The organism is Paraburkholderia sp. 32 (assembly GCF_050435345.1).
Taxonomy (GTDB): domain Bacteria; phylum Pseudomonadota; class Gammaproteobacteria; order Burkholderiales; family Burkholderiaceae; genus Paraburkholderia; species Paraburkholderia tuberum.
The window spans coordinates 1,225,555-1,248,508 of record NZ_JBNDKD010000002.1 but is presented as its reverse complement, the minus strand read 5'-3'; the positions used below and the strand labels follow the sequence as shown (position 1 = coordinate 1,248,508).

Annotated in this window: 19 protein-coding genes; 10 read left to right on the top strand and 9 right to left on the bottom strand. The window is 60.7% G+C overall.

Annotation, left to right across the window (positions count from 1 at the left end):
* Window positions 1–3: 3 nt before the first annotated feature.
* Together OKW26_RS21100 and OKW26_RS21095 are read right to left on the bottom strand one after the other, a co-directional pair.
* On the bottom strand, window positions 4–435 hold the full coding sequence (locus tag OKW26_RS21100) for a hypothetical protein (RefSeq protein WP_429355036.1): 432 nt from the start codon (window positions 433–435) through the stop codon (window positions 4–6).
* Between the two features lie 298 nt (window positions 436–733).
* Window positions 734–1,015 (bottom strand): hypothetical protein, encoded by a 282-nt coding sequence (locus OKW26_RS21095; protein WP_429355035.1) that lies wholly within the window; start codon window positions 1,013–1,015, stop codon window positions 734–736.
* 1,028 nt (window positions 1,016–2,043) lie between these two features.
* Here OKW26_RS21095 and OKW26_RS21090 point away from each other — a divergent pair.
* Window positions 2,044–3,777, top strand: coding sequence for a hypothetical protein (locus tag OKW26_RS21090; RefSeq protein ID WP_429355034.1), 1,734 nt, complete (start codon window positions 2,044–2,046; stop codon window positions 3,775–3,777).
* 215 nt (window positions 3,778–3,992) lie between these two features.
* On the opposite strand, the gene OKW26_RS21085 is transcribed toward OKW26_RS21090, so the two are convergent.
* Together OKW26_RS21085 and OKW26_RS21080 are read right to left on the bottom strand one after the other, a co-directional pair.
* Window positions 3,993–5,258 (bottom strand): IS256 family transposase, encoded by a 1,266-nt coding sequence (locus OKW26_RS21085; RefSeq protein ID WP_429355267.1) that lies wholly within the window; start codon window positions 5,256–5,258, stop codon window positions 3,993–3,995.
* Window positions 5,259–5,638: 380 nt separating this feature from the next.
* Window positions 5,639–6,673 (bottom strand): IS110 family transposase, encoded by a 1,035-nt coding sequence (locus tag OKW26_RS21080; protein ID WP_429355266.1) that lies wholly within the window; start codon window positions 6,671–6,673, stop codon window positions 5,639–5,641.
* A gap of 222 nt (window positions 6,674–6,895) precedes the next feature.
* Here OKW26_RS21080 and OKW26_RS21075 point away from each other — a divergent pair, with 222 nt between their 5' ends.
* Both OKW26_RS21075 and OKW26_RS21070 read left to right on the top strand, forming a co-directional pair.
* A complete protein-coding gene (locus tag OKW26_RS21075; RefSeq protein WP_429355033.1) occupies window positions 6,896–7,645 on the top strand; it encodes a type II toxin-antitoxin system death-on-curing family toxin in 750 nt (249 codons plus the stop codon).
* A 294-nt stretch (window positions 7,646–7,939) separates the two neighbouring features.
* Window positions 7,940–9,100, top strand: coding sequence for an IS30 family transposase (locus OKW26_RS21070; protein WP_429353579.1), 1,161 nt, complete (start codon window positions 7,940–7,942; stop codon window positions 9,098–9,100).
* Between the two features lie 946 nt (window positions 9,101–10,046).
* Here the strand turns inward: OKW26_RS21070 and OKW26_RS21065 are convergent.
* Window positions 10,047–10,229: a hypothetical protein gene (locus tag OKW26_RS21065; RefSeq protein ID WP_429355278.1), complete on the bottom strand. Its 183-nt coding sequence runs from the start codon at window positions 10,227–10,229 to the stop codon at window positions 10,047–10,049.
* A 439-nt stretch (window positions 10,230–10,668) separates the two neighbouring features.
* On the opposite strand from OKW26_RS21065, the gene OKW26_RS21060 reads away from it, so the two are divergent.
* From OKW26_RS21060 to OKW26_RS21035, 6 genes are all read left to right on the top strand, one after another.
* Complete coding sequence (locus tag OKW26_RS21060; RefSeq protein ID WP_429355032.1) at window positions 10,669–11,724, top strand: ATP-NAD kinase family protein; 1,056 nt, start codon at window positions 10,669–10,671, stop codon at window positions 11,722–11,724.
* Window positions 11,725–11,806: 82 nt separating this feature from the next.
* A complete protein-coding gene (locus OKW26_RS21055) occupies window positions 11,807–12,790 on the top strand; it encodes a thiamine pyrophosphate-dependent dehydrogenase E1 component subunit alpha (protein ID WP_429355031.1) in 984 nt (327 codons plus the stop codon).
* 136 nt (window positions 12,791–12,926) lie between these two features.
* On the top strand, window positions 12,927–13,931 hold the full coding sequence (locus OKW26_RS21050; protein WP_429355030.1) for an alpha-ketoacid dehydrogenase subunit beta: 1,005 nt from the start codon (window positions 12,927–12,929) through the stop codon (window positions 13,929–13,931).
* 3 nt (window positions 13,932–13,934) lie between these two features.
* Window positions 13,935–15,044: an acetoin dehydrogenase dihydrolipoyllysine-residue acetyltransferase subunit gene (locus OKW26_RS21045; protein ID WP_429355029.1), complete on the top strand. Its 1,110-nt coding sequence runs from the start codon at window positions 13,935–13,937 to the stop codon at window positions 15,042–15,044.
* A gap of 5 nt (window positions 15,045–15,049) precedes the next feature.
* Entirely contained in the window at window positions 15,050–16,018 is a 969-nt protein-coding gene (gene lipA, locus OKW26_RS21040; protein ID WP_429355028.1) for a lipoyl synthase, read from the top strand.
* A gap of 188 nt (window positions 16,019–16,206) precedes the next feature.
* Window positions 16,207–17,610 (top strand): DNA-binding protein, encoded by a 1,404-nt coding sequence (locus tag OKW26_RS21035; protein ID WP_429355027.1) that lies wholly within the window; start codon window positions 16,207–16,209, stop codon window positions 17,608–17,610.
* 157 nt (window positions 17,611–17,767) lie between these two features.
* Here the strand turns inward: OKW26_RS21035 and OKW26_RS21030 are convergent, their stop codons facing one another.
* The 4 genes from OKW26_RS21030 to OKW26_RS21015 form a co-directional block, all read right to left on the bottom strand.
* On the bottom strand, window positions 17,768–18,811 hold the full coding sequence (locus OKW26_RS21030; RefSeq protein ID WP_429355026.1) for a porin: 1,044 nt from the start codon (window positions 18,809–18,811) through the stop codon (window positions 17,768–17,770).
* A gap of 149 nt (window positions 18,812–18,960) precedes the next feature.
* Window positions 18,961–20,268, bottom strand: a complete 1,308-nt coding sequence (locus OKW26_RS21025; protein WP_187611877.1) for an MFS transporter — start codon at window positions 20,266–20,268, stop codon at window positions 18,961–18,963.
* A 246-nt stretch (window positions 20,269–20,514) separates the two neighbouring features.
* Window positions 20,515–21,108, bottom strand: coding sequence for a TetR/AcrR family transcriptional regulator (locus OKW26_RS21020; protein ID WP_018422052.1), 594 nt, complete (start codon window positions 21,106–21,108; stop codon window positions 20,515–20,517).
* Window positions 21,109–21,156: 48 nt separating this feature from the next.
* Window positions 21,157–21,414 carry a TetR family transcriptional regulator gene (locus tag OKW26_RS21015; RefSeq protein ID WP_429355025.1) on the bottom strand — a complete coding sequence of 86 codons (258 nt, stop codon included), beginning with the start codon at window positions 21,412–21,414 and terminating at the stop codon, window positions 21,157–21,159.
* 216 nt (window positions 21,415–21,630) lie between these two features.
* Between OKW26_RS21015 and OKW26_RS21010 the strand changes: the two genes are divergently transcribed.
* On the top strand, window positions 21,631–22,944 hold the full coding sequence (locus OKW26_RS21010; protein WP_429355024.1) for an aromatic ring-hydroxylating oxygenase subunit alpha: 1,314 nt from the start codon (window positions 21,631–21,633) through the stop codon (window positions 22,942–22,944).
* The last annotated feature ends 10 nt before the right edge of the window (window positions 22,945–22,954 follow it).

Sequence of the window (22,954 nt, the reverse complement as noted above, 5' to 3'; positions counted from 1 at the left end):
GCGCTATTTCACAAACGAGTCAATGGCCGCCTTGGTGGCCGCCTCGGACACCGTGCCGATGGTCTTTTGAGCCGCCTCGCTTTTGAGGATGTCGCCGATCGCGTTGCCCACCCAGGACGCAGTGCTACCGAACCAAGACCTGGCGTCCATCAGCGCGCGACGGAGCACGCCAGGTGATTCCTGAGCCTTGGCAAGGCCTTCGGCAACTGCCGCCGTCTTGTCCTTCGCAAGCGCGCGGGTGTCCTCATCGAATGACGTGTCTTTGTCGATCTGCCCCAACAGTGCGGCGAATTGCTTGGTGAGCGTATCGCCTTCTGGCAAGCCGGCGAGCCCTTCGACCCAAGAGATGTTCTCGCCCTGTGCAACGCGGGCGCCCGCGCCGACATCGCCAATATGATAGCTACGGTCCGGTGCTGGGTTCGGCTCGTCGGCCATGGGAACCTCCGTCGCGGAGGAGGAATACCCCCGCCAATGCAAAGATACTCGCTTTTGTAGCGCGGCTCACTTGCAAGGGGCAGAACGGCCGCTTTGGAGCGGCGGATTCAACCGGTCGATGCAACACTCCTGCTGCTTGCGCAGTCTTCAGTGTGTTGCATCGACCGGTTGAATCCGCCCCCACGAACCGGCCATTCAATTCGCAATGTTGAAGTGTTGCTTGTCGGCTATAGCTAACGCCTACGCGGCGCATTCGATGAGACAGCGGACTCGCTCGGTGAATGATCGGCAACCAGCGTCATGGATAGATCGTGGCCACGCGCTTGCCGCGCAGGTACACGTCCATGTCATCAGTGACGCCCATTTCCTGCATCACCGTCACGATGCGCGAGATCGACACGTCGAGCGCATCGATCTCGATGTACGCCCGCTCGCCATCCCTCGGCCTGCACACCTCGACCCGCATCCGCGTGCGCAGGTTCGCGCCCACGTAGTCGCCCAGCTGCACCATGCGGCTCTCCATGCGCGTCGTGCGCTGGTTCACCTCCCGCAGCAGCTTCATTTCGTCCGTATCGCTCACATCAATCTCCTGTCAAATGTGCAGCTCCACGCCACACCGGACCACACGTCACGCTGCGTCACTACTGTCTCTTTACGCGCTAGCGGGACGGTTACTTGCATTCAACGTTCATGGCGTACCGGCCGTCACGCATGCGTTCCGGGTTACCGACCAGCGAATAACCTCTTGGACATAGATTCGCCGCGCGATTGAATGCGATTTTCTGGCTATTCTCGGCTAGGAATAGGTGCGATTTCCGTTCAGGCGACGCGTGGCACCGGAGACTGACAGGCTGCAAGCATATTAAGAACCAAGAAGGCGAGCTTTTTCATTTTATTTTGAGAACCCGAAGTTTGCGGTTGCTATGGAAATTTCGCGTACCTTTATTCTGGGTAGTGAAGGCTTGTGCTGAAAGTTAGTTGATAGCAGGCTGATTGAATGTTCGGCGGCCAACAATGCTCCACCTTAGAGGCTGATGGTAATGTGAGGAATTTAACCCGATGCGCACGCCACCTATAAGGCAACCGAGCAGATGGGCTACCAACTAACAGCGACAGTCGACGGGCATGCGCGCATGTCCGTTGGACTTTCAGCAGCAGACGCTGCGGTCACGCTGACCCGAAGGACAGTTCAGGGTCGGTTTGGCGCATTCGCCGACCGGACGGCGGGGACCAGGAGCCAGCGTTCGCCAGCAGGCAGGACCCGGCCAATTTCGGACGGTGACTGGTGCTTCCACGGTGACGTTCGGCCGTCGGCTCCGCCCAACAAACGAACCTTCGCGCACCCGTTCTGTCCGCGAGCTCGACGGCGGTTGCTGGAGATCGCTGTCGGGCAAGATCGAAAAATTGTTCGACCATCGTGTGTGGAATGTCGAACTGTGCGACTCGACCTGGCGCCAACCGCCCCTGTTATTGACATTAGGTTTTCTCTTATCTATTTTTCGGATTGCGCAACGATGATCATGCCGTATGATAGCGAGCGGATACGGTATTATCGTGTGACTAAAAATACACCGCAGCCTCATGCAATCATAAGCACAAGAGGTTTCTATGATCAAGCGAATCGACAATATTGAAATCACCAACGTCAGGGGCATTGCGCAGGCCAATTTTAAGGTCGAACTCTTCCCGAACAAACCCACACTTATAGTTGCCCCAAACGGTTTCGGGAAAAGTTCAATGACGGCCGCCTTCGCATCACTGAATTCAAAACGGCTTGAATTGCACAAAGACAACAGTCACAAGGGAAACGAAAACCTTGCGCCTAGTCTGAAGTTAAGCTACACAATGATGGATGGCTCAAAAAATGAAAAAGAGGCGAACTCCAAGAAGAATGAAATGGCGGCAGTGTTTGATATTCATGTGATTAATAGCCAGTTAATCTCAAAAGTTAAAAAATTAAAAATAAGTGGCGCCATGGTGGCTACCTCTGCCATCGAGGTTCTGCCAGTCGTCCTTATCAAAACTATCCCTCCGGTAGCTAAATTCGCATATTCGTACTCCACTGCGAAGAACGATTATGGAAAAAACGGAAAAATTCTTCCAAACATCTCTGCATTGTTGACGGACGACGCCTTAATGGCCAAGATTGGAGCAGAGGCCGATTTCTCAAAGCAAGGCCAAGTGGGATTTGCCAAGGCGCTCGCGACTTTCAAAGAAAAAATAAACGCTGGCACGGGTACCGTAGAAGCCCTTTTGGCAAGTGTCTCCCAGGCAGACCGTCAGGCTGTTCTGAGCGTGCCATACATACGGGGGATTTTTGACGCAATCAAAGGTTCCAAAACCACATTCACCACAGACGTTGAATACTTTCTCTCGGCTCTACAAATTTCCGACGTTCATGCTAAGGATAAGACGGCTTTTAAGAAGGCCGTTGAATATGCTAGTTACAATGTCGAGAAGTCGGCATATATTCAGATGTTCTCCTCCCTGAAGGGGACCTGGAAAAATATCGGCCCCAAGGAAACAAAGGAGGGGCTTATCGTTGAATTCCCAAAGGCAAATCAAATTTCCAATGGCGAGCGCGACATTATATGTTTCGTGGCTCAGCTTAAGAAAGCAAAACTTAAATTCAAAAAAAATAAATGTATACTGGTAATAGATGAAATATTTGATTATTTGGACGACGCAAATCTTGTGGCTTGTCAGTATTATATGACCGAGATGATTCGCGGTATGAAAGCAGAGGGTCGCCAAATCTTCCCGCTAATAATGACCCATTTGAATCCGGGTGTTTTCAGAAATTTTACATTTAGTGATCAGAAAGTATGCTATTTGAACAAAAGCTCGGCGACAGACAGAGGGGTCGAGAAGATAATTATCAAACGAGTCGAAAAATCCATCGAAGAACCAGTTTCTAAGTATTTTCTGCATTTTCACCCCGAGGACAAAGATCTTTCTGCAGAGTTTCAAGCGCTGGGACTGCCTGCGGCGCTAGCGAAATCCTCGCGGTTTGCCGAGCACTGCAAGAAGCACTTGGAACAGTACCTCGAGGGAAAAACTTACGATCCGCTTGCCGTTTGCTGTGACGTTCGCCGACGGATTGAGGAGCGAGCCTATGACATGCTCAACGCTGGGGACCAGATTCAATTTCTTTCAACCCACAAGACCACACCGAAACTAGAATTTATGCAATCTAAAGGGATCGATGTTCCCGAAGTGTATTTCCTACTAGGTGTCGTCTACAACGATGCGCTCCACCTGAGAGAAAATCAGGATAACTTTTCGGCGCTCGGATCCAAGCTCGAAAACCTAACAATCAAACACATGATCAGTGGTCTCTAAACCGCCATACTATCGAGAGAGGGAGCGCAATTACACCGCATCGAGGGCGTTGCGTCGCCGAGCCGTGCTGAGCGCCCCGATTGTGAATCCGATAGAGTTTTTGCGACGAAGCGGCCGTTTACGCTTCTCAGCAAATTGTTCTCTCTAGGGGCACTGCTTCACACCCAGGAGCTAACGTCAATAGTGGTGTATGAGCAGCATCGTGACTGTCGATTTCAAGCGGCGAATTTCTGCTGAACCGGTCGATCGTCTTGCACCGGTTCGCCGTCCTTGAAGGCAATACCCTCAAGCAACAGCTTGATCTTTTCCGGGCCGTTGATACGGCGCCAGGTTTTCTCGGCTTCCTCGATCAGCTTGAATGCCAGACCCAGGAAAGTTGGTCGCGACACGCAGTTACGCGTACGTGTCGTACGGTGGCGCACCGTCGCGAACGTCGATTCGATCGCGTTGGTCGTGCGCAGGTGCTGCCAATGTTCGGCAGGGAACTCGTAGAACGCCAGCAAGCTCTCTCGGTCCTTCTTCAACGTTTCGGTCGCCTTCGGATATTTCGCTGCATAGATCGACACGAAACGATCGAACGCGGCGTGGGCTTCGGCGCGTGTTGCGGCCATCCAGATCGATTGCATGTCGGCCTTCGCGCGCGCCTGTTGCGACTTGGGCAGCGCGTTGAGTACGTTGCCCATTTTGTGAAACCAACAGCGCTGACCACGCGTCGCCGGAAACACCTCTTCCAGCGCAGCCCAGAAGCCCATCGCGCCATCGCCAATCGCCAGCCGCGGACCCCCCTGCAGGCCACGCTTTTTCAGGTCGAGCAGCAACTCCAGCCACGATGCTTTCGTCTCGCGATATCCATCACCGATCGCCACGCGCTCTTTACTCCCGTCCGGCCTCACGCCGATGACCACCAGCAGACATTGACCGGCCGAGTTCTCGCTGCGCAGCCCTGTATGAATGCCGTCGACCCACCAATAGACGTAGTGCGACTCGGACATATCACGCCGGCTCCAGGCTACGTGCTCGTCAGCCCATTGCGCCTTCAGCCGGCTCACCACGTTCGCCGATAAGCCCTTGGCGTCATCGCCCAGCAGCACGCTCAGCGCTTCGCCCATGTCGCCCGTTGAGATGCCCTTCAGATACAGCCACGGCAGTGCCGCGCTTACACGGGGCGATTTCCTCACATACGGTGGCACAATCGCCGAATTGAACTTCACGCCTGATCCTGATCGATCGCGCACCTTCGGCACCTTCACCGGAACCGGCCCGGCGGCCGTCAACACCTCGCGTTCCGGCAAGTAGCCGTTGCGCACCACGGCGCGTTGCCCGTGCAAAATCTTGACGTTTGCGAACCGCTCCATCAGCTCTGCCAACTCCGCCTCAATCGCTTGTTGAATCACCTGCCGTGCTCCGTGGCGGATCAATTCGTCCAACCCCAGGCCGGCGCCCGATAGACCGAAGACTGCTTTTTCCGTAGACTTGCTCATGGTGGATGGTTTGTTTGTTTGCTCGTTTCCGACTTCGACAATCAGATTCTCAGCTGAAACCTCCACCGCCTTCAACCTCTCGCCGCAACTCCCCCGTACACCATGCATGGACGCCCCCGGCTTGCCAAGCTCTCGTTTGTAACGGAGGGCAGGTAATGATTGCGGCCATGCATCCGGACTTCGCTGTCCGGCGCGAGGCCGGCGGTCCCTGATGGAATGCGCTGGCCGGACTCTCATCACTTTCGCGTGCTCTTGCGCACACTGGTGTACCCAGAGTTTCCCGGCCACGGTCTAACCTGTCTCGCCATCACGTCATGATCGCCTGAGCAATCGGCTGTAGTCTCCTGCTGGTAGTTACGCGGCAAGCATGCGGCTGACAGTTACGCAGTCGCTGCAGGCGCATGGTAATCAGGGTGAAACTCGCGGCCGTGGACCAATAGCGCCCAGACGATCCGCGCGTTCTTGTTCGCGAGCGCGACGGCGGCGACGTTCGCGTTTCGCCGCTGCAGCAGGCTAGTCAGCCAGCCGCTCTTGCATTCCTTGCATTTGGCAACCTGCAGAAGGGAGCGCGCGCCGTGGATCAGCAATGTTCGCAGGTAGGTATCACCGCGCTTGCTGATTCCCAGCAGCACGTTCTTGCCACCGCTGGAGTTCTGCCGGGGTACCAGACCGAGCCACGCTGCAAGTTGCCGGCCGCTCCTGAAGCTCTTTGCGTCGCCGACAGATGCGACGAGCGCGCTCGCGGTAAGTGGCCCGATGCCGGGGACGCGCGCGAGCCGTCGACTCGTTTCGTCACTGCGGTGCCAGGCCTGAATCTGCGCCTCGAACTCCCGGACCTGCCTGTCAAGCTCCTTCAGATGGTCCATGAGGCGCTGGATGAGCAATCGAAACGAGCCAGTGAGTTCGTTCTCTGCATCTTCGATCAGTTCGGGTACCTGACGCCCGAGATGCCCGATTCCTTTGGGAACAACGATCCCGAATTCGGCGAGCAGGCCGCGGATCTGGTTGGCCTGCGCGGTGCGGGCGCGCACAAAACCCTGGCGCACGCGATGCAACGACAGCACCGATTGCTGCTCGATGCTCTTGACCGGCACGAAACGCACGTTCGGCCGCGCGACTGCCTCGCAGATTGCCTCGGCATCCGCCGCGTCATTCTTGTTCGTCTTGACGTACGGTTTGACAAACTGCGGTGCAATCAGTCGGACCGTATGGCCCATGGCCTGCAGCGTGCGAGCCCAATAGTGCGCGCTGGCGCACGCTTCCATCCCGATCACGCAGGCCGGGAGGTTGGCGAAGAACTCCGCAACGCGATTTCGCTTGAGCACTTTCTTCAGCACCGTTCGACCATGCTCATTTACACCATGGACGGCAAAAACGTTCTTCGCCAGATCGATGCCAACTGTCGTAATCTTCATGATGGGCGCTCCCCCTCGGTCAGGTGGTTGCTTCGACACATCCACTTTGGCACATTGATGCCGCTTCGGGTGGGGGCGTCCATCCCATTACTTCCGACTTTAGCTCCACACCCAGTCGTCGGCAGGGTTCGACAATCATTTACGGTTCTCTGAACCACTGACTGGCGTCTGCTCGAAAGTCTGCTTCACACTATCCGCCTCGCGCGCCTTACCGGAGTCGTTTTGGTCCAGTACCTATCAGCCGAAGACATTCTTTACATCCATGATGTCCTCGTCGTCGTGTTCGAAAACGACGGCGATCCAATCTCCCCTGCCGGGGCGCGCAATGAGGGAAGCTTGGTCGAGTCTGCCGCTAATCGACCGAAAACGGCACTGGGCTCAACCGAGAAATATCGCACAGTGGTGGCGAAGGCCGCCGCGTTGTTCCACTCGCTGGTAAAGAATCACGCGTTTCACAACGGGAACAAGCGCACGGCACTTGTTTCAATGATTCGCTTTCTCGATCTGAATAACATGCGAATCATTGCAACGGATCAGGACTTGTTCGATCTAGTTACAAATGCCGCCAAAGGAAATCTCCCCGGTAGCGACAATCAGTTGACTTCGGACAATTTGGTTGCTGGTATTGAAGAATGGCTCGCGAAGCGTTGTGTCAGGACTGTAAGGGCCTCCGGCGACGTACGCGTCAAGAACTTCCTAGAAAAAGTGAAGTTAGCTGGCGGACGCGTAAAGGAAAGTGCCGACAAACATGCGTGGATAGTGTACGGGCCACTTGGAAAGCCTGAGAATGTTCGCATCCCGAAAAGCACGTCAAAAATCTCTGGCATGGTCGCACGCATCTATTCTCGACGCATCGGCTTTACTGATGGAAAATCCGGGATATCTTTTGACGACCTATCGGCGGGCGTTCAGCCGGAGCAGAGGATCATTGGCGACCTCATAGAAGTACTAAGATGGTTGGCCCACACGTAGCTCGCTCACGTGGCGCCGCGTAAGGCGTGGAGGTTCGCAAATGGCGCTCGAGAAGCCGCTTGTGGCCGAGGGCAAGCCAACTGGCCGTACCCGAGAGCGGATTTCGCCGTCTTGCCGTAACCGCAAAACGACCGCCCTGCCCGAGGGCCTGCAGACGCCACGCAAAAAAGGAATGGCCGTTGCACGTTGGTAGCTGCCGTTGCGGCAAGGGTGGATTGAGTGGCCGCTCCGGTGGCGGATTCAACCGGTCGATGCAACACACTGAAGACTGCGCAAGCAGCAGGAGTGTTGCAAATGAAGCAGAGACGCCGGATTTATTACAGTGAGACGCAGAAAGCGCTGATGTGGGAACGTTGGCGCAACGGCGAATCTCTGCAGAAGATCGCCCAGCTCTTTGATCGTAACCACTCGTCGGTTCAGGGGATTCTGGCTGAGACAGGCGGGATCCAGCCGCCACAAAGGCACCGCTCGGGATTGGCGTTGACGCTGGAGGAGCGCGAAGAGATCTCGCGAGGGCTTGTGGCTGACGATTCGATCCAGTCAATTGCAAAACGACTTTCGCGAGCGCCTTCCACCATCTGTCGTGAGATCAAACGTAACAGCGGACCAGACGGTTATCGGGCGACCTACGCCGATCAGCTTGCATGGGATCGGGCACAGCGTCCCAAAGCCTGTAAACTGGTTGAGCACCGGATGCTGGCGCAGATGGTTGCAGGCAAGCTCCAGTTACAGTGGTCACCGCAGCAGATTGCCGGATGGCTCAGGCGGGCGTATCCAGATGACGAGGACCACCACGTGTCTCACGAGACGATCTATCGCAGTCTCTTCATCCAGGCCCGTGGTGCCCTGAAGAAGGAGTTGCTGGTGCATTTACGGCGTACCCGTGCCATGCGCCGGTCGCGCCACCACACACAGAAGACGGACGATCACGGCAGGATTCGGGACACCGTATCAATCAGCGAACGCCCCGCGAGTGTTAAAGACCGCGCGGTACCCGGGCATTGGGAAGGTGATCTGCTGTGCGGCAGCGGAAGCAGCCAGATAGCAACGCTTGTCGAGCGTCAGACACGCTATGTCATGCTGGTCAGGATCCCCTGCAAGGATAGCGAAACGGTCATCAATGCACTCATCAAACATGCCAGCAAGTTGCCCCAGGAACTCTATAGATCGCTGACATGGGATCGGGGAACAGAGATGGCCGGGCACAAACGCTTCACCGTCGCCACTGATATCCAGGTCTACTTCTGCGACCCCCAGCATCCATGGCAACGTGGATCGAACGAAAATACAAACGGGCTGTTAAGGCAGTACTTCCCGAAAGGCACCGACCTGTCAGCGTATTCGCAGGCTAAACTCAATGCCGTGGCAAGACGATTGAACGAGCGTCCGAGAAAGACACTGGGCTACGAAACGCCTGCCGAACGGTTCCAGCAAACTATTGCATCGACCGGTTGAATCCGCCGTCGTGTGCTGTCCTCGCGCAGGCGAAAAGCTGTCATTCGAAGTGACCGGTGGTCCAACGACTGCAGCGCAACCCATAGCGGCCCTTGGCCGGCGATCGGCCCAACGACCGCAATGGCCGAATTTTTGTCATTGAGCGGGAGTACCGGGTGACTGCCGGACTCTGATGCCCGGCGTCTGACCTCTCGCGTCGCGAGGGGCGGCAGTGGGTCCGGCGCCCGCCTGATCAGTCCGGAGAAGAACGGGATAACCGCGTCGTCCGTGCGTACCGGCGCCCCCAAAGAAATCTATGGTCAGCCTGACTTTTGCAAGCGAGGTGGTGTTGACGTAAATTGGGCTTGCGCAAATCTATCCGGGGTCGTTGTGGGAACAGGTTCCCGCCCCATGATGAGAGCCGCGCCGGGGGACGGGCAGGCTCCAGTTGCGACCGCGGCAGCCACGCGATGCGGCGTTATCACGGGAATCAACGGGCGAGACAGCCGCGGTGTGTTCCGTTACGGGCGCCACACAGGCGCTACACGACATGGCAATAGCGGTCCGACAGATCCGTTCGTGCGGCCGCTGGTGGCGCCACCGGCTTCGGCCCGGCGCGCCGTGGTCCTATCCATTTCCGATCTAGGGTTCGTCTGTCAGAGGGCCCGGTTTTCTTCCAGTTCATTGAACGCGCTGCCTACATGTGCAGTCACGCGCTTGCGAACCCGCGAACTGGCGCAGGCGTCGAACAAACCGTCAGCAGATGCTTTCAACGAACATCCGGCAACTTGCGAAGTGGCTGTCAAAAAGCAGGTCACCATATTTGGGGCGTACGCCCACCGCGCCGAACCGGCCGAGCCCCGAGATCAGTTGTAACAAATGTAATTTTCGAAGCCGCGGTGGATTCTGTTACAGAAAATGTAACAGAATCGAAAAACCACACCGCTACGTTTTGACCATTTGGGTTTCAGTCTGGAAAAGCGGACGTCAGCACGCGCGGGCCGATCACCGAACTGGGGTCGAGCCGGTACTGCTCGTACGAACGCTGCCACGACGACACGAGGCGCGACGAATTGGCAGGAGCCGGCAAGCGTCCTTCGATGGCCCCGCGTACGCGATCGACGTGCTGCGTTTGAGAAACATAGGGCATGGCCGGCTCCAGGCGAGCGACACCGAGTAGGGCGCGTCCCTGTCTTGTAGCACATCCACACTGAGCGATCACATTGCGGCGCAGCACGTCAGGGGCGTGAGACGAACGTCTCAGCGATGAGCGAGACGCTGGTCGCATCGAGCAAACCCTTGTCTGGCGCGGGACCGCGCAAGCGTCGCGACGTGCTGTGAGTCTCGCACCACGTCGCGGGACGGGCCCGTGAGACACAGTGAACTGCGCGGCGCAGGTCTGATGAAAGCAGCCGCGAACGTTCGACCTCCGCGTCCACCCCGTGAATACGGCGCTTTCGGCGCGTGCGCACGACGCACAAGCAACTGGCCCGACCTTTGCAGTATCGCTGGCAGACAAGCAAACGCGAAAGCAAGCGCGCTTCATCACGGCAAGTCCGCTTCGCTACTCGCGCACAGGAGACAAGCCCGTGTCATCACCCATCACCGTCGGCGTGATCGCGAACCCGGCATCGGGCCGTGATATTCGACGCCTCACCACGCACGCTTCGGTGTTTCCGACCGCCGAGAAGGCGAACATGGTCGTGCGCCTGCTCGCGGGCCTCGGCATGCTCGGCGTCGCTCGCGTGCTGACCTTGCGCGACCGGACCGGTGTCGCTGCACTGGTACTGCGTGCGCTTGAAACGCACGCGGCCGTGGCCGAGCCGCAGCCTTGGCCGACCGTCGAATTTCTCGAACTGCCGATCACGGACAGCGCGGCCGACACCCATGCGGGTGTCGCGCGGATGGTCGGGTTGGGTGTCGATCTGATCGCGGTGCTCGGCGGCGACGGCACGCATCGCGCGGTTGCCGCGCATTGCGGCGAGGTGCCGCTGCTGACGCTTTCGACGGGTACCAACAACGCGTTTCCGGAACTGCGTGAAGCGACGGTGGCGGGCCTCGCGGGCGCGCTCGCCGCTTCGGGGCTCGTGCCGCCCGAGGTCGCGCTGACGCGCAACAAGCGTCTCGTGGTCCGTTGCGTCGCGGGCCCGAACAAGGGGCGCGAGGAAATCGCGCTGGTCGATGTGTGCGTGAGCCGGCAGCGTTTCGTCGGTGCGCGAGCCGTCTGCGAGCCGGCTGATATCGAAGCGCTGTTTCTGACCTTCGCGGCGCCGGATGGTATCGGCCTGTCGTCGATCGGCGGCGCGTGGGCGCCGGTCGAGCGCGGCGCGCCGTACGGGCTGCATCTGACGTTCGCGCGCGCGGGCGAATCCGGCGTGCCGATCTTCGCGCCGCTCGCGCCGGGCCGTGTCGATCGGGTGACGATGCGCACCTGCGAGCGCTTCGAAGCGGGCTGCTGGACGCCGCTGCATACCGAACAAGGGACGCTCGCCTTCGACGGCGAGCGCGAGATCGAGCTCGAACGCGACGACCGCTACGAGATCGCGCTCGACTGGGCGGGACCGCTCACCGTCGATGTCGGCCGCACGCTGCGCTATTGCGCGTCGCGGCAGTTGATGCGTGAAGCGGCGGCGCGTCGGAGGTAATCAACTCAGGAGGAAGCGAACGCCTGAAGCACAGCTGGCTGAAGTAGCAGTGACCATCGAGATCATTCCCTGGAGACACACCATGTCTGTATCGACGCAGTTGAGCAAGGAAAAGCTGCTGGAAGCGTACCGGATGATGCGCACGATCCGCGAGTTCGAGGAGCGCCTGCACGTCGAATTCGCCACCGGCGAGATACCCGGCTTCGTGCATCTGTATGCCGGCGAGGAAGCGTCGGCGGTCGGCACGATGATGCATCTGAACGACGCGGACTATGTCGCCACCACGCACCGTGGTCATGGCCACTGCATCGCGAAGGGCGTCGACGTGCCCGGCATGATGGCCGAAATCTACGGCCGTAGCACCGGCGTGTGCCGCGGCAAGGGCGGCTCGATGCATATCGCCGATCTGTCGAAAGGGATGCTCGGCGCCAACGGGATCGTCGGCGCGGGTGGTCCGCTCGTGTGCGGCGCCGCACTCGCCGCGAAGCTCAGGAAGACCGGCGGCGTCGGCGTGTGCTTCTTCGGCGACGGTGCGTCGAACCAGGGCGTGATCTTCGAATCGATGAATCTCGCTTCCGTCTGGCGTCTGCCGGCGATCTTCGTCGCGGAGAACAACGGCTATGCGGAGGCGACCTCGTCGACGTGGTCGGTCGCGGCCGACAACATCGCCGACCGCGCGAGCGGCTTTGGCATGCCCGGCGTGATCGTCGACGGCTTCGATTTCTTCGCGGTGCACGAGGCGCTCGGCGCCGCGATCGAGCGGGCGCGCGGCGGCGGTGGCCCGACGCTCGTCGAAGTGAAGCTGTCGCGCTATTTCGGTCACTTCGAGGGCGATGCGCAAACGTATCGCGCGCCCGGCGAAGTGCAAAAGCTGCGCGACGAAAAGGACTGCCTGAAGCGTTTCGAGGAGCGCGTGGTGCGCGCCGAAATGCTCAGCGCGGACGAACTGCGCGGCGTCGATGCCAAGGTGAAGCAGCTGATCGACGGAGCGGTGACCGAAGCGAAGGCCGCGCCTCTGCCGACGGCCGCCGACCTGCTGACCGACGTCTACGTGTCCTATCCGTAACCCGCGGCGCGAAACCATTCAATCTTCAGCTTTACATGGGATCGGAATAAGTGCGTTGCATGGGACCAGAGTAAGCGCTAAAGCGCCAACTCTGTTCGACAGCTAAAGCGCTAACTCCGATCGACAGGAGACAGTCATGGCAAGGAAGATCACGTTTTCTCAGGCGATCAACGAAGCGCTGAGCCAGGAGATGGCGCGCGACGAAACCGTCATCGTGATGGGCGAGGACAACGCGGGTGGCGCTGGGTCCCCGGGCGAACAGGATGCGTGGGGCGGTGTGCTCGGCGTGACGAAAGGACTCTTTCACAAGTTTCCGGGGCGCGTGCTCGACACGCCGCTGTCCGAAGGCGGCTTCATCGGCGCCGCGGTCGGCGCGGCCGCATGCGGCATGCGGCCCGTCGCCGAGCTGATGTTCATCGATTTCATGGGCGTGTGCTTCGACCAGATCTTCAATCAGGCCGCGAAGTTTCGCTATATGTTCGGCGGCAAGGCGCTGACGCCAGTCGTGATCCGCACGATGCAGGGCGCTGGCCTGCGCGCGGCCGCGCAGCACTCGCAGATGCTGACGTCGATGTTCACCCATATCCCCGGCCTGAAAGTGGTGTGCCCGTCGACGCCGTACGACGCGAAGGGCCTGTTGATCCAGGCGATTCGCGACAACGACCCGGTCATCTTCTGCGAGCACAAGCTGCTGTATGGCCGCGAGGGCGACGTGCCGGAAGAGTCGTATGCGATTCCGTTCGGCGAAGCGAACGTGGTGCGCGAAGGCGACGACGCGACCATCGTGACCTATGGCCGGATGGTTCACCACGCGACGGATGCCGCCGAAAAGCTCGCGAAAGAGGGCATCCAGGTCGAGGTGATCGATTTGCGCACGACCTCCCCGCTCGACGAGGAAACGATCCTGGAAAGCGCCGAGCGCACCGGGCGCGTCGTCGTGGTCGACGAGGCGAATCCGCGCTGCTCGATCGCGACCGATATCGCCGCGCTGGTCGCGCAGCGCGCGTTCCATTCGCTGAAGGCGCCGATCGAACTCGTGACCGCGCCGCATACGCCCGCGCCTTTCGCAGGCGTGCTCGAAGATCTGTATATCCCGTCGGCCGAGAACATCGCCGTGGCCGTGCGGAAAGTAAGGAGCTGAGCAATGCCGATTCACATGATCACGATGCCCAAGTGGGGGCTGTCGATGGAGCAGGGCCAGGTCAACGGCTGGCTGAAGGAGGTCGGCGAAAAAGTCGCGAAGGGCGACGAGATACTCGATGTCGAGACCGACAAGATTTCGTCGGGCGTCGAGTGCGCTTTCGACGGCACGCTGCGCAGGCAGATCGCGCAGCAGGGCGACACGCTGCCGATCGGCGCGCTGCTCGGCGTCGTCGCCGACGAAGCGAGCTCCGAGGCCGATATCGATGCGGCGGTCGAGGCGTTCCAGCGCGACTTCGTGCCGGCCACCGCGGACACGGCGGAGGCGGGACCGCAGCCGCAAAAGGCGCAGATCGGCGGGCGCACCGTGCGTTACCTGAAGATCGGCGACGGCGGCACGCCCGCGGTGCTGATCCACGGTTTCGGCGGTGATCTGAACAACTGGCTCTTCAATCATGCGGATCTCGCCGCGCACCGCGCCGTGTGGGCGCTCGATCTGCCGGGGCATGGCGAGTCGGGCAAGGCGGTCGACACGGGCAGCCTCGACGAACTGGCCGACAGCGTAATCGCGTTTCTCGACGACCGGGGCATCGAGCGCGCGCATCTCGTCGGCCATTCGATGGGTGGCGCCGTGTCGATGACGGTCGCCGCGAAGGCGCCCGAACGCGTCGCCTCGCTGGCATTGATCGCGGGCGCGGGGCTCGGCGACGAGATCAATCGCGAGTACATCGAAGGATTCGTCGAGGGCAGCAGCCGCAACGCGCTGAAGCCGCATCTGGCGAAGCTTTTTGCCGACGGGTCGCTGGTCACGCGGCAACTGATCGAAGACATCGTCAAGTACAAGCGGCTCGAAGGCGTGAACGACGCGCTGCGCAAGATTGCCGCGTCCGCGTTCGAAGGTGGCGTGCAAAGCCGCGTCTATCGCGAGCGGCTCGACACGCTCGCGCCGCGCACGCTGGTGATCTGGGGCGCGCAGGACCAGATCATTCCGGCCGCGCACGCGCAGGGGCTGCCCGCTCAGGTGCGTGTGCACGTGATCGACGGCAAAGGACACATGGTGCAGATGGAGGCTGCATCGGAGGTGAACCGCCTGCTCAACGAGTTCTTCGGATAACCGCGATGGACGCCGCTCCTCATACCGACAGCCTCACGGCGCTTGGCCAGCATGGCAAGCGCAACCGCGACAAGCTCGCCCGCATTCCGGTGAAGATCGTGCCGGCGGACCATTCGACCGTATTGCCGAAGCCGCCCTGGCTGCACGCGCGGCCGATGATGAGCGAAACCGTCGCGGGCATGGCGGCGGTGCTGCGCGAGCACAGCTTGCATTCGGTCTGCGAGGAGGCGATGTGTCCGAACATCGGCGAGTGTTTCGCGCAGCGCACGGCGACATTCATGATCATGGGAGGGATCTGCACGCGGCGCTGTGCGTTCTGCGACGTCGCGCACGGACGGCCGCAAGCGCTCGACGACGACGAGCCCGCGCGGCTTGCCGACGCCGTCGCGGCGCTCGGGCTGCGCTACGTCGTGATTACATCGGTGGACCGCGACGATCTGCGCGACGGCGGCGCCGCGCACTTCGCGCGTTGTATTGCGCTCGTGCGCGAGCGCGTGCCGGGCATTCGCGTGGAAATCCTGACGCCGGATTTTCGCGGGCGAATCGACCTCGCGCTCGATGCTCTGTCCGTGGCGTGGCCAGACGTTTTTAATCACAACCTCGAGACGGTGCCGTCGCTGTACCGGGCGGCGCGGGCAGGCGCGGACTACCTCGGCTCGCTCGAACTGCTATCGCGCGCGAAATGCCAGAACGCGGCGGTGTTGACCAAATCCGGCCTGATGGCCGGGCTCGGCGAGACCGACAGCGAACTGCTCGCGACGATGCGCGATCTGCGTGCCCATGACGTCGACGTGCTGACGATCGGCCAGTATCTCGCGCCGTCGCGGTTTCACATGGCGGTGCGGCGATACGTGCCGCCCGCGACGTTCGACATGCTACGCGACGAAGGTTTGAAGAGGGGGTTCATGGAAGTGGTGTCGGGGCCGCTCGTGCGTTCGTCGTATCACGCGGATCGGATCGCCGGGAAGCTCTGAATGTATGTGTGCCGGACCTTTGGTGGCGCAATCCGATGAATACCTCCCCCTAACCTCGGCTTTTCGAACGATTGACCGCCGGGGAAGTACTCGACAATTCGTAGGTATGCGAGGCGAGTCCCAGCGCGGGGCCGCCTCCCGAACGACGAAACGGTATTCGTCACCACGTGCACTTTGTCGAGGCAGGCATGTCAAGCAACATTACGATCACGGACGAACTCGTCGCTGAAATCGCAAACCGGTTGGCCGAAGAAGGCGAGAAGGTGTCTCCGGTAGCCATCTGGTCCGAAGTCCATACAGGCTCGGTGGTCGCGGTGGCCGCGGCATTGCGCAAGTGGCGTGAAACGCGCGCCCCGCGGGTGCCGCAGGTCGTCGAACGTCCGGCTTTGCCGGAGACCGTGACGGACACCATGCGCGATGCGCTCGACCGGCTGTGGAGCTCAGCGCAGGACGAAGCGGAACGCGCGGTGGCGCGACGCCTCGCCGCGATGCGCCAGCGCGTCGAGGACGCCAGCAACGAGCGCGACGACGCGCTCGCGGAACTGCAAACCACCGTCCAGGAACTCGATGCGCTGCAAGTCCAACTGGATAAGATGACGAGCGCCTACGACGAGAAAGTCGACGCAGTAGCCGGGCTCGAAGAGGACATTGCGCTCGCCGTGCAACGGACCGACGCGGCGGAGAAGCGCGCGCAGGAACTTGCCGAGCGCGTTTCGCTCCTCGAAGCGGAACTGCAGAGCGCGGAACTGGCCGCGGAGCGCCGACCGGTTTCGCACGAGGAGACCGACGCCGCGGGCGAGGGCGAGGTGGCGAACGAGTCGGCTGGGTCAGTCGTCGAAACGCCGGCCGACGAAACGGAGCGTGCGGCGCTGGAAGCGGCGCATTCCGAAGCGGTCGCTCGTCTTCAAAGCGAGCTCGAAGCGATTCGCGCAGAGCTGCAGGCCGAGCAGGAAGCGCACGCGGCCCGCCGGGAAGAGGTCGCGGGCGCGCAGGCTGAACGGAATGCCGCCGCACTTGAATTGCAGAATGTCCAGACGCAGATCGCCAGCCTGACCGATGAGCGTGACGCGGGCGCCTCCGAAATAGCGAGACTGTCGGCCAGCTTGTCCGAAGCGCAGGAGCGTGCCGACGCGGAGCAGCAGCGCGCGGCCGAACTGGCCGAAAGCTCGGTGGCGAGCGAGAACGTCGCGGGTCTGGAGTCGGCGTCGCCGGTGACTGCCGACTCTCAGCAGCTCGAGGTATTGAAGGCGCAGATGACGCGCGACGCGGACGCGCATGCCGCCGCTATTGCCGAAGCGCGGGAGACCGTCAGGAAATGGTCCGACTACTCGAACGCACTGAAGCAGCAACTGGCTCAGGCGAATGAAAAAATGGTCGTCGTCCTTGCCCGCGGCGCGGGCGAAGCGACATTGAGCCGCCGGCTTGCCGCTGAACTGGGCCAGCTCAAGCCGGAGCATGAATTGCTGCGCAAGGAGATTCAGCAGCAGGTGCTCGTCGAAACGATCAGCGCTCAACTCGAGAAACAAGGCTACCGCTACGACGAGAAGACGGGTGCGGTGTCGAAGCTGAACATCGAAACCTCGCCAGCGTGACGGGATCGTTGATGGGGTGGCGGCAGCGCCGATCGATTTTCTCTGTGCGCCGGGAGCCGGTGCCGTCGCATCGCGATGCAACCGTTCTCCCAGGTCGTTACCGGTGCACCCATATGCGACTTGCTGTCGTCGATCGAAGCACCGGTCGCAAGCTCAGTCAGAAGAAGTGCTGCACGCCAATGCGCACCGACGCCTGATCGCTGCGCGACGACGGCGACAACGAGAGCAGCGCCGCTTGCGCGCCGCCACCCGCGTGCTGATAAGTCAGTTCGGCGTAAAGCATGGTGCGCACCGAAAGGTGATACAGGTTCGAGAGACCGGCGGTCGTGTAGGTCTTTCCGTCGAACCACGTGCGGTAGCCGCCGAGCAGCACGGTGTCGAATGGCGTGACGTTCCAGTCCACGCCTAACTCAGTTGTCGTAGCACGCGTTGAATCCGTATCGCTGGCGATTTTCACCGTATCGACGACAGCGTGAAACGCCCATTGGCGATTGGGTATATACGTGCCGGCCACACCGAAGATCTCGGTATTGCGCGCCTTGAATGGCGTGCCGCCGGTAAGGTCCTGACCGAGGAAACTGGCGTAGCCAAGCGACGTATTGAAGGCGTACGACTTGTCGCGGGTGTCGCTATATACCGCGCCCAGTTGCAGCGCCGAGGACTTGTAGAGGAGCGCGCCGCCTACATAGCGGCCCTGTCCCGTCGAAGGATCGGTGAAGCCGTACATCGCGCGCGCCGACACTCCATGCCACGGATTGCTTGCGTACTTCACAGTGTTGTTCACGGGGGTGACCGCATCGTTATCGATGTTGGCGGGGCGGTACAGCAAGTAGTTGTACTGGACAGCGCCGTTCGCGTTGGGCAGAAGCACATCGTCGGTCAGATCCCACTGCCTGCCGAGTGTGAGCGTGCCCCAACGGTTGTCGGAAAGCCCGACGAAGGCCTTGCGGCTGAACAGTACGCCCGAAGTCGCGAAAGCGCCCGTATTCGAGAAGAAACCGTTCTCCAGCTGGAATACGGCTTTCGATCCACCCCCTAGATCTTCCGAGCCTTTGAAGCCGAACTGGTCGGGCACGCTGATCGGCCCCATGACGACTTGCGAGCTTCCCTTCGCATTGGTCACGTAGCCAACGCCTTCATCGATGCTGCCGTACAGCGTGACGCTGCTTTGCGCATGTGCGGACGATGCTGTCACACCCATGCACAACATCAGACAACTCAACGAAACGTAAGAGGTACTGATTGCGGATGCGAAAGGATTAGGTAACGGTCTCATGCCGATGGCAGGTAGGGGAAAAGAAGGAGGAGGAGATCAGGTCGCAGGCCGGTTTGCACCGGCTCTGCGGCGTGTCACGCGTGGCGCGGCCTGCACAGAGCGATGGCGAGCGCGGCGACGAGGGCCGATGCGGCGAAGGCGATGAAATTCAGGCGCACGTCGAGATGCGACGCGGCGAACCACGCGCCGAGCATCGGCCCCGCCATCGCGCCGATCCGGCCTATGCCGACTGCCCAGCCCGTCGCGCTCGCTCGTGCGAACGGCCGGTAGAAGCTTGCGATATAGCCGAGCTGCACCATCGCCACCCCGATACTGCCCAGCCCGGCGAGCGCCACCAGCGCGTAGTTCGTGAACACGCCGCCCCTCACCGTCAGTCCGCAGATCGCGAGCGCGCCGATCACGTAGCCGCCGACGATCGTCTTGCGCGGGCCGAGCCGATCACCGACGCGGCCGATCAGAATGCCGCCGATCGCCGAGGAGAGCATGAAGACCGCCAGAAACGACAGGCTCGAGCCGAGGTCGTAGCCGAGCTTGCGCATCAGTTGCGGCAGCCAGGTGCCGAGCCCGTAGATCACGAGTACCGCGGCGACTTGCGCGAGCCACAGACAAAGCGTCGACCACCAGTTGCCGTGCGAGAACACCTCGCCGAACACGACGCGCAGCGAAGGCTTGGCCACCGCCTCGACGGGAATGCTGTCGAGCGACGCGATCGACAGGCCGAGCCGTTGCGCGAGCTCATCGGCCTCGCGTCGCTTGCCGCTCGCCATCAGATAGGCGAGCGACTCGGGCAGCAGCTTGATCAGCACGGGAAGGGCGAGCAGCGGCAACGCGCCTACCGCGACGACGAAGCGCCAGCCATGCGACGCGAGAAACGCCATCCCGATCACAGCGGAAACCAACGCTCCGATCGCGTAGCCTGAATACATGATGGCGAAATTGAGGTTGCGCCTGGGCGCCGGCGAGTATTCGACCGTGAGCGCCGCCGCCGCGGAAATGACGCCGCCGAGGCCGAGTCCACCGATGAAGCGCATCACGCTGAAAATGAACGGCGTGGGCGCAACGGCCGCACCCAGCATCGACAGCGAGAACAGCGCCACGCACGCAATCAGCAGACGTTTGCGGCCCATCAGGTCGGTCAGAACGCTGATGAAATACGAGCCGAACAGCGTGCCGAACAGCGCCGCGCTACTCATCGCGCCGACTTCGATCGGCGTGAGCTTCCACACCGGGTCGGCGAGCATCGACGGAACGATAGTGCCCATGACGCCGATGTCATAGCCTTCGGTCACGATCGTAAGGAAACAAAGGGCCAGCACGCGGCGGGTGGTGCGCGCGGGCGGGTCGAGTGCGAGTGCGAGAGGACTTTCGGAGATGGCCGCCATGGGATGACTTTTTCGAACGAACTACCGGAAAGATCAGGCAAGCACGATGCCAGTCCCTCGTGGATGACCTCGTGGCCGAAAGCGCGGATCACGTGTCTATCCGCGCTTTGTGCGGCTTGCCCGCCCGGCGCAGGCTGTTGTCTGCGCTCGAATACAGAATGACATTCTATTTTCGAGGCGTCAAAGATTTCAAAATAAATTTAGGCGTGGTTCGGGAAAATCCTGGGTCGAGGCCGCGTCGCCTGCTCAGCTTACGTCATGTCGCGGCGCCTCGCCCAATAGCAGCGTGGTCATGAGCGCGGTGATGCGCTGGATGTCGCGGTGATCGCCGATACGCTGATTGATCACGAAGCCGTCGAACGCCATCCAGATCACGTGAGCGAACAGGTCGCCGCCGAGGGCCGCGACGCGCTCGGCGGGCAGCGCGTCTTTGAGGAGCTGCGTGAGGAAATTCTCGACCGATACGAGCAGATTGTTCGGTTTCGCGAGACCCGCGGGCGCGCTCGCGAGTGCGTCGATCAACGAGTTCGCGAAGGCGTTGTCGGCGGCCGGGATGTCGTCCCAGATGCCCGCCAGGATGCGCTCGATCTTTCTGCGCGGACCGTTGAGCAACGCCACTTCGCTGCGCAGCCGATGCAATTGCTCGATCAGCCAGGGCTCGTAGATTTCATAAAGGATGACGAGCTTGGAGTCGAAGTAGACATACAGATTGGCGACCGTGGTGCCCGCGAGACGGGCGATTTCGGTCATCGTCGTGGCCGAATAACCCTTTTCACTGAAGGCGTTGAACGCGGCCGTCAAAATGGCTTCCCGCTTGACGGCTTTTTTGATTTGCGGCACTTGAGGGCTCTCTATCGGAAGGGGCGGTGGTCGGTTCGGGGCATTCTATCAAGCCTCCACGCCCACGCCGATGCGTGTCGGACGCTGCCGACCGCGACTTCCATTTCGTTCAGAAAAGCGCGCAACGGCACGGCTCGGCCGTGCCGTTGCGCGAGAGCTTCGATGAGCGCATTGGCGAAGTTCGCGTCGGCGCCTGGAATGTCGCGCCAAAGACCGATACACCTCATAGAGGATCGCGAGCTTCGAGTCGAAGTACACGTACAGATTCGCCGCGGTCATGCCGGCGGCCGAGGCGATCTGCGCCATCTTCGTCGCCGTGAAGCCTTGCTGCTGAAAGAGCCTGCGTGCGGCTTGCGCGATCAACTCATGCTTCCCGTGTTTCATTACATCGCACCTGTTCGGATTCGCGCGGACATGCCCCCGCGTTTCGCGAAATCAACAAAAGACACTTGACGATCAAAATTTTTCAAAACAGAATACCGTTCATTAATAAACGACATTCGTTTTTGAGGTGAAGCTATCGTGTCCACGACCTTGCTGTCTCCCGAAGTCCCCGCGCCGGCAGGCACGCTGACCGGCCGGTATCCCGAACTCGGCTCCGGTCCGATCCCGGTCGAGCCGTACATTTCGCCGCAGTACTACGAGCGCGAGAAGCAACACATCTTCAAGAAGACGTGGCTGCAGGTCGGTCGGGTGGAGGAGATTCCGAAGCCGGGCGACTACTTCGTGAAGGACCTCGCCGCGTGCGACACGTCGATCATCGTGGTGCGCAATCGTCAGGGCGAGATCCGCGCCATGCACAACGTGTGCGCGCACCGCATGAACGAAATCGTCTACGACAAGTGCGGCAACACCCGCAAATTCTTCTGCAAGTTTCATGGCTGGGCCTACGACCTCGACGGCAAACTCACGGGTGTGCCCGACGAGAAGTGCTTCTTCGGTCTCGATCGCGAGCAGTTCGGCCTCTCGCGTGTGGCGTGCGAAGTGTGGCAAGGCTTCATCTTCGTGAACATGGACCCGAATCCGCCGGTCTCGCTCGCGGATTACATGAGGCCGATGTTCGGCGACATCGAGGGCTATCCGTTCGATAAGCTCACCGCTGGCTTCGGCTGGCAAACGGTCGTCAACTGCAACTGGAAGCTCGCGCTCGACGCGTTCCAGGAGGCGTATCACGTCGCCTATGTGCACGGCAATTCGATCGCGGACGCGATCGACAAAAGCGACAACGAAAGCATGCCGCCGCTCGACGCGCTGTGCGGCGAATTTCATCGGCGGCTCTCGCTGGCGGGCAACCAGAAGTCCGTCTATGGCAACCCGAAGGCGGTGACCGAGGGCGGCGCCGCCGCGCAGAACGCGTTGTCCGAGCAGGGACATAAACGCCCGATCGCGGCGGCGGCATTGCGCGCGGGCATCGGCAGCGCGAAGCACGCGTTTGCGCTCGACGCGCTGCCGTCAGGCGTGAACTGGACCGGGAGCCCGAACTGGCTGTTCGACATGAACATCGTGTTCCCGGACTTTTACGTTTCGCTGCGTCCGAACTATTGCCAGGCGTACAACTTCCGTCCGATCTCGCACAACCAGACGCTTGTCGACGCACGCGTGTACTACCCCGAAATGACGACGCCCGGCGGCCGCTTCTTCCTCGAATACATGAAAGTCGCGCTGCGCGACGTGCTGCTCGAAGACTTCAGCACGCTCGAACGCACGCAACGCGCGGCCGAAACGGGCGCGAAAAAAGTGATGGTGTTGCAGGACAACGAACTGCTGGTGCGCCACGCGTATCACGTCGTCGAACGGATGCTGGCGCAAGGCGTCGCGGCCGGTGCGACGGTTTAACCAGGAATCG